The sequence below is a fragment of the Edaphosphingomonas haloaromaticamans genome (genome assembly GCF_001853345.1).
Lineage (GTDB): Bacteria > Pseudomonadota > Alphaproteobacteria > Sphingomonadales > Sphingomonadaceae > Sphingomonas_E > Sphingomonas_E fennica.
Genome location: NZ_MIPT01000001.1, coordinates 2263610 through 2275607, shown reverse-complemented (window position 1 = coordinate 2275607; position 11998 = coordinate 2263610). Strand labels below are relative to the sequence as shown.

The window sequence follows — 11998 nt, the reverse complement described above, 5'->3', positions numbered from 1 at the left end:
GCGATCAGCGGCAGGCCAGCAGGCCCGCGGCCGGCATGACGAAGCTTTCCCCGTCCGGCCGGTCCAGCCGCAGCGATCCGTCCGTCACCACCGCGCCGCCCTGCAGCGTCGATCGCTGTTCCAGCCTGACGTCGAGCGTGACGGTGGTGGTGCCGTCGCTATAGACCGCGTTGGCGAACATGCTGCCGCCGTCCCCGGCGGCGATGTTGGTGCGGGCAAGGTCCATCTGCTGGCCGCCGATCGCGATCCGCGCCATCGGCGGATCGACCCGCGCCATCAGCACGAGCCGCGCTTCATTGCCGGCTTTCCACAGGAAAAGCGCGCACTGGCCGGCGGCGAGCTGCTGGCGCGGTAGCGTGCCGAGCGGGATGCCGTCATCCACCGGAGCGGCCGGCGGCGCGGCCCGGCGGGAGGCGGACGGCTGGGCGCCGCTGCACCCCGCCAGCGTGGCGAGAAGGGCGATCAGGGCAAGACGCATCACAATGTTCCCGCAACGGAAAGCTTCAATCCATCGGCCGAGGCGGCGAAGCCGTTGGCCTCGAGCGTGCGGCTGGCGGCGGGATCGGCGCCCCGGACGACGAAATCGGCGGTATAGCCGCCACTCTTGCCGATGCGCAGCGACAGGCGTTCCATGCCGCTCTGGCTGGCGAGCGGCAGCAGCACGGCGTCGCCATCGCAGCGCGCCGTGCCGCTGAGCCCGTTGGCCAGTGCCAGCCCCGGCACGTCCCCCTGGATTTCCGCGCGGACGAGGCCATCGGCGCGATCGCACGCCCCTTGCCGGAACCGGATGCTGACATCGCTGAGGTCGAGCGCCGCGACCGGCATCGGCGCGAAAAGCCTCGCCACGGGCAGGCGCGCCGTCACGTCATCCACGCCGATACTGTGCCGCGTGACGCTGACAGCGCCCTTGAACGAGGAGGAGCCGCCCGTCTCCGCGCGATCCAGATCGATCCGCGCCCGGCCGACCAGCAAGGGAAACAGGTTGAGCCGCGCCTTCATGTCGCCCAGCTCCGCCGATCCGAAGCGCGCCTCCGCCAGCCGGGCGGACCAGATGCTGCCCCGCACCTCGCGCACCGAAAGGCCCGCGCTGCCCAGCCCCATCGCCCCCAGCATGATCCGCATCGGGAAAAGCGCGATCAGGGCCAGCACGAGCAGCGCCAGGAACAGGACGACGCGACGGACGGGAAGGCGGATCATGGCGCGCGCGTCCGCAACGTGGCTTCGACGGCAAGCGTCGCATCATTGTTGGTGGTGGCGTTAAGCCCTTCGACCACCAGCCCGTCCCGCCGCTCCATATCGGCGAGCCAGGCGAAGAAGGCCTGCGGGCGCACCGCGTTGATCACGACCGTCGCCTGCGCCGCGCTGACCGGATCGACGCGGGCGACGGTGAAGCCTGCCTCCCCCGCCCGCTGGCCGATCCACTTGTCGATCGGGGCCGGCAGCGCCTTCGGCTTCCCCCGTTCCAGCGCGGCGATCGCATCGGCCTGCACCTGCGCCTCGCCACGGGCGGTGACGGCGCGATCGTAACGCGCGCGGGAATCGGCCAGCGCATCGCCCATCGGCCGGACGAGCAGCAGCCAGCCAAGCGTAAGCAGCAGCAGGCCCGCCATCACCGCGAGCATGATGCGCTCACGCTGGGAACGCTGGCTCCACCAGGGACGGAAACGTTCGATCATCGGGCTTCTTCTCATTGGCCGCGCACCGTCAGCTCGGCGATCTGCCGGCCGCCGCCCGATCGCGGTTCGCCGGCATCCGCCGTGAAGCCTTGCGCGGCGATGCGCTGCTGCAGGGCGGCGATGTCGCTGGCGGCGCTCGCCTCCACGGTCGCCCGCAGGCTGCCGTCGCGATCGTAGCGGAGCGATGAAAGCTCGATATTCGCGGTATCGCGCACCGCCGAAAACAAGGCGGCGGCCGTGGCGCCGAAGCCCATGCCGGCGCCGCGCAATTCGGCCAGCCGCTCGGCAAGCTGGGCACGGGCATTGACGATGCGGCCCGCGCGGGGAAGGGCCTTGGCCGCGATCACGCCGGTTTCGCGCTCCACCGCATCGGCCGCGACCGTGTAGCGCAGGATCAGCGCGCCCTGGATCAGCAGGGTCAGCAGGCAAAGCCCCGCCACCATCCAGGCCATGCGCCGCAGCGATTTCCAGTCCACGGCCCAGGGACGCCGCTTGGCGAAGGCCCCCTGCCTCAAATCGACCGGAATGGCGGCCAGCGCGCCGGCCAGCCCCGCCTCGACCGCCGCGTCGTCCAGTTCCTCCACCGGGCCATCGACGAGCGCATCGGTAACGACGCTTTCGGCCGCGAAGGCGATGCGGTCGCCCCGCACCAGGTGGAGATCACCCCGCGCCCAGCGCCGCGCGCCTTCAGCGGCCGGCGGGATCAGCAGGGTTTCGGGCACCACATGATCGGGATCGAGCGCGAGCGATTGCAGCCCCGCCATCCAGGTCGCCATCCGCGATCCCGAAACCAGCGCCATCGCCCGCGCGCCATCCTCGCCGGCCGGGCCGACCGCGATGTGGAGGCGATCGACCGGCTCGGCCGCGACATCGGCGGCGGCAAGCCTGGCGGCGGCGGCGGCCTGCGCCTGCGAAAGGTTCGGCAGGTCGAGCCAGTGGACGGTGACGTCGGGGCCGGGCGCCACCGCGACGATCCGCTCGTCCTCCCCCTCCCCCACGGCCGGGATATCGCGCCCACGGCCGACGACGGCGCCACCGGCAATCCGCAGCCAGCCGCCCAGCGGCGCGCCCTCGTCGCCGGGGAAGAGCAGCAGGTAGCGATCGTCGCTCATTCGTCGCTCCCCCAGCTGCGCGCCACGATCCGCGCGGGCGCCAATGCCCCGTCGATCAGCGCCGTCTCGCTCAACTGCGCGCCGCCGATTTCCACGTCAAGCTCCAGCCGGAACCAGCGGGTGCGGAGCGAAACCTGGCTCATCGCCTCCATGTCCGGCGTATCGCCGCGGGCGGTGAAGAGGTTCCAGAAATCGACCGAGCTGTTCCAGCCATCGGCCGGGCGCTGGGCGAGGATCTGGCGCGCGCGGTTGAGATCGATCCGTTGGGGCATCAGCATGGCGATGAGCGGGGCCTGATCCATGGCAAGCGTGTTGATGTTGATCGGCGAAAGATCGGTATTGGGCAGCACGCACACCCATGGGCGGAGCAGCCGATAGATTTCGGGCGTGACGCCGGCGACCGCGCGCAGCTCGCTGACGTCGCCCAGCAGGGTGTTGGCGGCGCGATAGGGCGTCGCCGACTGGAGGTAGAAATCATCCTCCGCCCCATCGGGATTGGGAGCCGCATCGGCATCGATCCAGTCGGCGAGCGAGGCGGCGACGCGGCGCGAATCGGTGGGATCGATGCCCAGCGCTTCCATCAGCGCGATGAACTGGCGGATGCCAAGCTCACGCGGCGCATAATCGCCGGCCAGCAAGCCTTCGGCGACGCTGTTGAGGTTGAAGCAATTGCCGCCGTCGAACAGAGTAGCCGAAACGATCCCTTCCGGCAGCGGCACCGCAAAGGCCCGCCCGTTCCAGCCGCCGGCCAGCGTGGTCTTGCCCGTATCGCGCCCCGCCAGCACGCCCATGCGATCGAGCGTCATCGCCTCGGCCGCCAGCGCATAAGCGCGCGCCTGATCGATCGCGGCGCCGTTGGCGGCAAGCCGGGTGGATAGGCGAAGCTGCTCCAGCGCCGCGACGGCCAGCACCGATATCACCGCCACCAGCAACAGCACGGTGAGCAGCGCCCCGCCGCGTTCGGCATGCCCCCGCTCCTTCACGGCCCGTTCCCCGTGCCGGTGAGGAAGAGCTGGCGGACGGGGCCGATCCCTTCGATATCGATCACCGCTTCCACGGCGTCCGGCATCGCCTCGGGCCGCTCCGGGTCCCAGCGATCGCGCCATTCGCCCTTGCGGCGGTAGCGCATGGTGAGCGACTTCACGCCCCGGATGACGGTGCCCGGCCGGGAAGGCTGCGCGCCATCGAGCATCGGCCAGGTCAGCCGTTCGATCCGGTCGTCGACCAGGCGATATTCGACGCGCTGGAGCGAGGCGCGCGCCGCCGATCCGCCGTTGCTCCAGCCCCGCCGGACGAAGCCGAGCGCGACGGCGCCGGGGCCGCCGCCTTCGCCGGTGAAGGCGACCTGGCGGACGCCGCCCTCGTCCCGCACCATGCGCGGCGCCGCCTGCGCGAGATCGGACGTCATGATGGCACCCACGCGGCGGATCGCGGCAATCTCGCCCAGCCGCTCGCGCGATGCCTCCTGCGCCCGCACGCTGAAGCCCAGCAGCGCCACCCCGGCCGAGGCAAGCAGGCCGAAGATCAGCAGCGAGATCNTCAGCTCGACAAGCGTGAAGCCGTGTTCGGCGGAACGCCGCAGGGACGCGAAGCCGTGTTCGGTGGAGCGCATCAAGGAAGTGAAGCCGTGTTCGGCGGAACGCATCACGGGCCTGAAGCCGTGTTCTCCCCTGGGCGCTGGGCGGGTCATTGCAGCGCCCTGAACACGGTGAGCGAGCCCGCCGGGCGGCCGGCATCGTCGGTGACGGCGATGTCGATCTGCTGAAGGTTGAGATCGGTGGCGCGGACGGAGCGGCGCGTCCACGTCCATTTGCGGCCGCCATTCTCCTCCCGCCCGCGCGCTTCGCCGAACGACGGCGCGACGGGATCGGTCAAGGCCTCCACCGCCAGGTTGCGCGCGACGATCTGGCCGATCGTGCGGTCCGCAAGCACCCCCGTGCTGGTGAGCGTCGCGCCCTCCAGCCGCAGCAGGGCAAGCGCCGCGATGCTGAACACCGCCAGCGCGACCATCAGCTCGATCAGCGTGAAGCCGTATTCGGCGGAACGCCGCTGGGACGTAAAGCCGTATTCGGCGGAACGCCTAGAAGACGCAAAGCCGTGTTCGGCGGCGCCGTGGCGATCAGGAGCCGACATCGATCGTCCCGTCGGCGTCGATATGCACCGTCACCCGCGTGCCGTTGCGCACCAGCGCGAGATCGAGCGGCTCGGAAAGGCCGGTGGTGTCGAAGATCACGCGGGCGCGGCCGACATCGCCGACGATGGCCTGCGCCCCTTCCCAATCGCGATCGTCGAACGGCCTTTCATCCAGCCGCCGCCAGCCGCGCCGTTCGCGCCGTTCGAAGCCATAGCCGTCGGCCGTCACCCACAGCGCCATCTCGTGCGCCTCGATCACTGCGGCATCCTGCGCGGCGCGGACACGGGCGGCGAACCGCTCCGCCTGATCACGCAGGTCGCCACGCGGATCGGGCATGGCCAGCACCACCGCCCCGGTCAAAAGGCCGATGATCGCGATCACCACCATCAGCTCGACAAGCGTGAAGCCGTGTTCGGCGAAACGCCTCACGGGCGTGAAGCCGTGTTCGGCGGAACGCCTCACGGGCGTGAAGCCGTGTTCGGCGAAACACCGCAGGGACGCGAAGCTGTGTTCGGCGAAACGCCGCAGGGACGTGAAGCCGTGTTCGGCGAAACGCCGCGGGGACGTGAAGCCGTGTTCGGCGAAACGCCGCGGGGACGCGAAGCCGTGTTCGGCGAGGCGCTTGCGAGCGCCATGCTCAACGGCGCGGCTCACCTGAATGCTCTCCGGGCGCTGGCCTATTTCCAGTTGCCGATATCGGCATCGTCGCCCTCGCCGCCTTCGCGGCCGTCGGCGCCGTAGCTGAAGATGTCGAACGCGCCGTGCTGGCCGGGCGAAGCATATTGATAGGGATTGCCCCAAGGGTCTTCCGGCAGCTTCTTCACATAGCCGCCCCGGCGATAACGTTCCGGCCGGGTGAGCGACGCCGGCGGCGCAACCAGCGCCTGCAGGCCATCGGCCGTGCCCGGATAGGTCAGATTATCGAGGCGATACATCTCCATCGCCTGTTCCAGCAGGGAGATATCGGCCTTCGCCTTTTCCACGCGGGCCTTGTCGCCGCTGGGCAGCACGTTGATCGCGACGATGGTGGTAAGCAGGCCGATGATGACGATCACCACCATCAGTTCCACAAGCGTGAAGCCGTGTTCGGCGGAACGCCTCGGAGAAGCGGAGCCGTGTTCCCGCCGGTCCCGGCGCCGGCGGCGCGTCTTGGCGGTCTGTTCGGAAATTTCCATGGATGTCCTCATGCGCCCGCAAGCGTATCGAGCTGAAGAATGGGAAGGAGAATGGACAGAACGATTATAGCGACGATTCCGCCCATCAGCACGATGATGGCCGGTTCCAGCAGCGAAAGCGCGGCGCTGGTGAAGGCATCGAATTCGCGTTCCAGATAGTCGGCCGCCCGTTCCAGCATGATATCGAGCTTGCCGGCGGCCTCGCCCGAGGCGGTCATGTAGACGAGCAGCGGGGGGAACACGCCCGCCCGGCGGAGCGCCACCGAAAGGCTGCCGCCGCCCCGGATCGCCTCGACGATATCGGCAGACGCGGCCCGCAGCGCGCGGTTGTGGATCGTGCCGGTCGTCAGCGTAAGCCCCTCCAGCAGGGGCAGCCGGCTCGAAACCATGGTGGAAAGCGTGCGGGCCATGCGGGCGGCGTGGAGATCGCGGACCAGCCGGCCGATCAGCGGGATGCGCAGGATCGAACGATCCACGGCCATGCGGATATGCGGCTCCCGGAGGCCACGCCAGCCGAGAACGCCAAGGCCCGCGATAAGGATGGCCAACGCCCACCACCAGTTGCGCAGGAAGTTGGAGATGCCGATGACGATGCGGGTGAGCAGCGGCAGATCCTGCCCGACGCTGTCGAACTGGGCGACGACCTGCGGCACCACGAACACCATGAGGGCGAACACCACGCCCACCGCCACCAGCGCGAGGATGGTGGGATAAGCCAGCGCCGTCATTACCTTTGCGCGCACCGCCGCCTGCCGTTCAAGGAGATCGGACAGGCGATCGAGGATGGTGGGCAGGCTGCCCGAGCTTTCGCCCGCCGCCACCATCGCGCGGTAGAGCGGCGGAAAGCTCCTGGGCTCGCGCGCCATGGAATCGGAAAGGCGCCGGCCTTCCACCACCCCGGCATGGACATTTTCCAGCACGCGGCGGACATGCGGCTGCTCCGCCTGCCGGGCGATGGTGCGGAGCGCCTCCTCCAGCGGGGCGACCTGCGCCAGTGTGGCGACCTGGCGCGTAAAAAGGGTGAGTTGCTTGGCCGAGAGCCGGCGCTTCAGCGCGGGCGCGCCGGCCCGCGACAGGAGCGACGGCGCGGGCGCGGTCTCCGATCCCTGCTCGATCCTGACGACATAGAGCTTGCGCGCCTCCAGCTTGGCGCGGCCCTCGTTCGGCGTATCGGCGCGCACGCTGCCCCGGCGTTCCCGCCCGCCGGTATCCAGCGCGACATAATCATAATTAGGCATCGATCGCCTCGCGCCGGGTGATGCGCACGGCTTCCTCGGCCGTGGTCCGCCCTTCCAGCACCAGCGCGCGGGCGGCCGCCGTCAATGTCGGCGCGTTGCGGAAGGCATGGGCGGAGATCGCCGTCTCGTCGCCACCCGCGTTGATGAGGCCCCGTATCGCATCGTCGATGCGCACCGCCTCATAGACGCCGATGCGCCCCTTATAGCCGGTATGGCTGCACGCATCGCAGCCCTTCGCCTCATGGATCACCGTGCCCGGCGCGATCCCCAGCAGCGCCGCGATCGAGGCCGGCGCCTCGACGACATGACGGCAGACCGGGCAGAGCCGCCGCACCAGCCGCTGGGCGATCACGGCGCGCAGGGTGGAGGCGAGCAGGAAAGGCTCCACCTTCATGTCCCGCATGCGGGTGATGGCGCCGACCGCATCATTGGTGTGGACGGTGGAAAGCACGAGATGGCCGGTGAGCGAGGCCTGAACGGCGATCTCTGCCGTCTCGCGATCGCGGATCTCGCCGATCATCACCACGTCCGGGTCCTGGCGCAGGATGGCGCGCAGGCCGGCGGCGAAGGTCAGGCCGACCTTGGCGTTGACCTGCGTCTGGCCGACGCCCTCGATCGCATATTCGACCGGGTCTTCCACCGTCAGGATGTTGCGGCTGCCGTCGTTCAGCAGGCGCAGTCCGGCATAGAGCGTCGTCGTCTTGCCCGATCCGGTCGGTCCGGTGACGAGGATGATGCCGTTGGGCTCGCCGATGGCATCCCGGAACGCCGCGAGGATGGCCGGCGGCATGCCCAGCACGTCCAGCTCGATCCCGGCATTCTCCTTGTCGAGGATACGCAGCACCACCCGCTCGCCCGCACGGCTGGGCAAGGTGGAAACGCGCACGTCCAGCAGCTTGCCGCCCAGCGTAAGGCCGATGCGGCCATCCTGCGGCACGCGGCGTTCGGCGATGTCGAGGCGGGCCATCACCTTGATGCGGCTGACGACCACGGGCGCGACATGTGGCGGCATGCGCAGCGTCTCGCGCAGCACGCCATCGATCCGCATGCGCACGATCAGGCCGGTTTCATATGGCTCGATATGGATGTCGGAAACGCCCTGCCGCGCGGCATCGGCGATGATGCCGTTGATGAGGCGGATGGCCGGCGCATCGTCCGCCGAATCGAGCAGGTCGTCGGCGGTCGGCAGGTCGGTGGCCAGCATCGCCAGCTCGTCGCCCAGCCCGAGCGATCCGGCCGCATCGGCGGCCGCCTGCCCGTCCATGGCATAGGCTTCGGAAAGGATGCGGTCGAACCGGTCGGCGGAGACCTTCTCCACGCCGAAAGGCCGGCCGAAGCTGCGCCGAAGCTCGATCAGCGCGCGCGGATCGCCGCCCTCGCGGAGCGCCACGGTCACGTCGTCGCCCGCCATCAGGGCCACGCCGAAACGGCGCGCGAAGGCGTAGGGGATGGCGATGCCGGCGGCCGCGGGGCCAACGCCCCCCTCCGCCGGCTGATCGCCACGCGCGATCCTCATTGCTCGCCCTTCGACGGCGGCACCGGCACGGGCCGCACCACTTCGCGCGAGGAGCGGACGGACGGCGTTATGATCTCGGGCTGGGCCGGAACCGCACCCGGCGCAGGCGGCTCCGCCCCCATATAGCCGCGCACCATCTCGTCGATCGTCGGCTCGCGCTCGGGCCGCTGGGCGGCCTGCATGTCGCGGATATAGCCGTAGCGCTGCGCGGCGACGATGCGGGCATCCTCGGCGCTGCGCACGATGCGCGGGCGGATGAAGACCATCAGGTTGGTCTTGGTGCGCGAACGCGATCGGGATTTGAACAGCTCGCCGATGCCGGGAATGTCGCTCAGCAGCGGAATCCGCTCGATCGTCTTGCGCTCATTGTCGTCCAGCAGGCCGCCCAGCGCGATGATCTCGCCATCGTCGACGGTGACGGTGGTCTCGATCTCGCGCTTGTTGAGGATCAGCTCGCTATTGTCGTTGGAGACCGGCCCGGCGATCGAGCTCACCTCCTGCCGCAGGAACAGCTTGATCGCGCCGCCCGCGTTGATCTGGGGCTTTACCTCCAGCTGCACGCCGACATTCTGCCGCTGCACCGTGCGGAAGGCATTGTCGAAATTGTTGCTGAGCGCCTGGCCGGTGGTGACGGGGATTTCCTGGCCGACCAGCAGCTTCGCTTCCTGATTGTCCAGCGTCATCACCGACGGCGTCGACAGGATGTTCGATTCCGTATCCGATCGCACCGCATTGACGATCGCGCCGAAGATGGTGCCGTTGTCGGTCTTGCCGCCCAACCCGAAGAAACCGCCGCCCGCCCCCAGGATCGAGGCGACGGCCGCCTGCGCGAGCTGATCGGCCACGCCGCCGCTGTTGGTGGTCGTGGTGGTCGTGCCGTTATCGGTGGTGGTCGTCGTGGTGTTCAGCTCCCGCGCGCCGATGGCGCCGGCGATGGTCAGCAGGTTGGGCGCGGTATTGGAATAATTGGTCGCGGCGAAGGGGATGGCGCTGCCCTCCAGCCCGCCCAGCAGGAACTGCACGCCCAGCTTGCGGGCGGCATTGTCCGAAATCTCGACGATGATCGCTTCGACCAGCACCTGCTCGCGCCGGGTATCGAGCTGGCGGATCACCTCGCCCAGCGTGCGCTGCATGTCGCTGGGCGCGGAAACCACGATCGCGTTCGCGCCTTCGAAGCGCGCGATGACCGGCTGGCCGCGTCCCACAGGCGCGGCGCTGGAAGTGGCGGGGGCCACCGCTTCCACCACTTCGGCAGGGGCGTTGTTGCCGCCGTTCCTGTCGCCGCCGGAACGGCCGCGCGACGGCGTGGTCGAGGAGGAAGCCGGCGTCACCGGCTGGCCGACAAGCTGCTGGAGAACCGGCAGGAGCTGCGCCGCATCGGCATGTTCCAGGAAGATCACGCGGATCTCGCTGCCCGTCGCCGCCCGCCGGTCCAGATCCTCGGCGATCTGCGCGAGGCGCGCCACCGTGCGCGGATCGCCGCGCAACGCGATCGAGTTGGAGCTGTCGATCGCGACGACGGACACGCCCGGCCCGGCAGGTGCGGCGGCGGCACCGTCCCCACCGCCACCGCCCGCGCGCGGTGCCCCGGCCAGGGCCTGCAGCGACTGGGCGATTTCCCGCGCGCCGGCATTGCGCAGCGCGATCACCCGGGTGGTGGCGGCATCGCGATCGATGCGGTCGATCAGTTCGCGGATGCGGCGGATATTGTCGGCGAAGTCGGCGACGACCACGGCGTTGCCGGTGCGATTGGCGGTAACCGATCCCTCGCGGCTGACGAGCGGGCGGATCGTTTCCATCGCCGATGCGGCATCGATCGTCTGGAGGCGGAAAACCTCGGTCACGAAGCTGTTGCTGGACGTGCCCCGCGTGCCGACCCGGCCCGGCTGGGCGGCGGCGGTATCCGCCGGCTGGACGCGGAACGCGCCCCCGGACGTCGGCACCGCGACCAGCCCGTTGGCGCGCAGCGTGGAGAGGAAAACATCGAGATATTCGGTGCGGGACAAGGGCCGGTCCGTCACCACCGATACCTTCCCCTGCACGCGGGGATCGATGATGAAGGTGCGGCCCGTGACGCGGGCGGCATCCTGGATGAAGGCGCGGATATCGGCATCGCGCAGGTTGAGCATCTGCTGGGCCGCCCCCGGCGAGGCCAGAGCGAGCGCGAGCGCCGAGACGAGAACCAGACGCTTCATTGACCAGCCTTCACCCGCAGGGAGACGATGCGCCCGCCCCGTTCAACTTCCACCGGAATATCACCTCCCTGCTGGAGGCGCGATTGCAGCCGCGCGGCACCGCCGGCATCGGAAACGGGCTGGCCATCCACCGACATCAGCACGTCGCCGGGCTGGAAACCCGCCGCGCGAAAGGCGTTGCCGCCGCCCTTGGGCTGCAGCACCACGCCATCGACCGCGCCGTTGCGCAGGCGCGGCATGGCGGCGGTTTCGTCCATCAGCGGCAGGGGCGCGGGCGCCGGGCCCTTGGCGTCATAATTGTCGCCAGCGGCCACCGCCGGGCTCGGGACGCCGGCCGCTCCCTCCGCCCCGGCCTGGGCCACGGCTTCCGCCGGGGTGGACTGGTCGAGATAGACCATCTCGTCCGTTCCTCCGCGCTGCACGGTGATATTGTCGAACCCGACAGCCTTCAGCGTGACGCCCGGCAATAACTCCTCGCCCACGGCGAAGCTCGCCTGGCTGCCGTCCGGCAGGCCGATGATCGCCGATCCGCGGCCGGACGCCTGATCGGCCCGCGTGCCAAATAATTTAATGTCCAGCGCCGTGACCGCCACCGGCCCCTGCGTATCGGCAAGACGGAAAAAGGGATCGAATGCGCCGAGGATCGAAACGGGCGCCCCTACGGCCCGGTCCGCCGCGCGCCAGCCGCCGACCGGGCCGACCGGCGTCACCACCGCATAAAGCAGGCGCGCTCCCTGCACCGCCAGCAGGGCAAGCAGCAGGATTTCCGCGATATTATAGGCCGAGTAACGCGGCAATCGGCGCAGCAGGCGTTGGGCGCGCCGATCGAAAGACAATTGCATCAAATACCACCCCTGCGCCGCCCGCTAGCGCTGCATTATGACAGGTCCGTGACGTGCTGTTAACCACGGGCTTCACCCGTCCTAGCCGGGCATTGTTGAGGATTTGTCAC

Annotated in this window: 14 protein-coding genes; 1 reads left to right on the top strand and 13 read right to left on the bottom strand. The window is 69.5% G+C overall.

From position 1 onward, the window contains the following. Positions 1-4: 4 nt before the first annotated feature. The 8 genes from BHE75_RS10580 to BHE75_RS23270 form a co-directional block, all read right to left on the bottom strand. Complete coding sequence (locus BHE75_RS10580; RefSeq protein WP_015456820.1) at positions 5-478, bottom strand: hypothetical protein; 474 nt, start codon at positions 476-478, stop codon at positions 5-7. Next, the gene (locus tag BHE75_RS10575; RefSeq protein WP_070933833.1) at positions 478-1197 is read right to left on the bottom strand and encodes a type II secretion system protein N; all 720 of its coding nucleotides are present in this window, start codon (positions 1195-1197) and stop codon (positions 478-480) included. Before BHE75_RS10575 ends, BHE75_RS10580 begins: the two co-directional genes overlap by 1 nt. Beyond that, entirely contained in the window at positions 1194-1676 is a 483-nt protein-coding gene (gene gspM, locus BHE75_RS10570; protein ID WP_015456818.1) for a type II secretion system protein GspM, read from the bottom strand. The genes BHE75_RS10575 and gspM overlap by 4 nt, the downstream gene beginning before the upstream one ends. Before the next feature lie 11 nt (positions 1677-1687). Beyond that, the gene (gene gspL, locus BHE75_RS10565; protein ID WP_070933832.1) at positions 1688-2788 is read right to left on the bottom strand and encodes a type II secretion system protein GspL; all 1101 of its coding nucleotides are present in this window, start codon (positions 2786-2788) and stop codon (positions 1688-1690) included. Next, positions 2785-3771: a type II secretion system minor pseudopilin GspK gene (gspK, locus tag BHE75_RS10560; RefSeq protein ID WP_015456816.1), complete on the bottom strand. Its 987-nt coding sequence runs from the start codon at positions 3769-3771 to the stop codon at positions 2785-2787. Before gspK ends, gspL begins: the two co-directional genes overlap by 4 nt. Then, positions 3768-4400 (bottom strand): type II secretion system minor pseudopilin GspJ, encoded by a 633-nt coding sequence (gene gspJ / locus BHE75_RS10555; protein ID WP_254684423.1) that lies wholly within the window; start codon positions 4398-4400, stop codon positions 3768-3770. The genes gspK and gspJ overlap by 4 nt, the downstream gene beginning before the upstream one ends. Positions 4401-4474: 74 nt before the next feature. After that, on the bottom strand, positions 4475-4921 hold the full coding sequence (gene gspI, locus BHE75_RS10550) for a type II secretion system minor pseudopilin GspI (RefSeq protein ID WP_070933831.1): 447 nt from the start codon (positions 4919-4921) through the stop codon (positions 4475-4477). Then, entirely contained in the window at positions 4908-5351 is a 444-nt protein-coding gene (locus BHE75_RS23270; protein WP_254684422.1) for a GspH/FimT family pseudopilin, read from the bottom strand. The genes gspI and BHE75_RS23270 overlap by 14 nt, the downstream gene beginning before the upstream one ends. On the opposite strand from BHE75_RS23270, the gene BHE75_RS24975 reads away from it, so the two are divergent. Next, positions 5331-5663 carry a hypothetical protein gene (locus tag BHE75_RS24975; protein ID WP_254684421.1) on the top strand — a complete coding sequence of 111 codons (333 nt, stop codon included), beginning with the start codon at positions 5331-5333 and terminating at the stop codon, positions 5661-5663. The two genes, BHE75_RS23270 and BHE75_RS24975, sit on opposite strands and share 21 nt — an antisense overlap. Here the strand turns inward: BHE75_RS24975 and gspG are convergent. Genes gspG through BHE75_RS10520 form a run of 5 tightly spaced genes read right to left on the bottom strand, consistent with a single transcriptional unit; the run spans position 5600 to position 11888 of the window. Then, positions 5600-6097, bottom strand: a complete 498-nt coding sequence (gspG, locus tag BHE75_RS10540) for a type II secretion system major pseudopilin GspG (RefSeq protein WP_070933830.1) — start codon at positions 6095-6097, stop codon at positions 5600-5602. The two genes, BHE75_RS24975 and gspG, sit on opposite strands and share 64 nt — an antisense overlap. A gap of 8 nt (positions 6098-6105) precedes the next feature. Then, complete coding sequence (gene gspF, locus BHE75_RS10535) at positions 6106-7335, bottom strand: type II secretion system inner membrane protein GspF (protein WP_015456811.1); 1230 nt, start codon at positions 7333-7335, stop codon at positions 6106-6108. Next, entirely contained in the window at positions 7328-8851 is a 1524-nt protein-coding gene (gene gspE / locus BHE75_RS10530; protein WP_070933829.1) for a type II secretion system ATPase GspE, read from the bottom strand. The genes gspF and gspE overlap by 8 nt, the downstream gene beginning before the upstream one ends. Next, entirely contained in the window at positions 8848-11046 is a 2199-nt protein-coding gene (gspD, locus tag BHE75_RS10525; RefSeq protein WP_070933828.1) for a type II secretion system secretin GspD, read from the bottom strand. The genes gspE and gspD overlap by 4 nt, the downstream gene beginning before the upstream one ends. Next, complete coding sequence (locus BHE75_RS10520) at positions 11043-11888, bottom strand: type II secretion system protein N (RefSeq protein ID WP_070933827.1); 846 nt, start codon at positions 11886-11888, stop codon at positions 11043-11045. The genes gspD and BHE75_RS10520 overlap by 4 nt, the downstream gene beginning before the upstream one ends. Between the last annotated feature and the right edge of the window lie 110 nt (positions 11889-11998).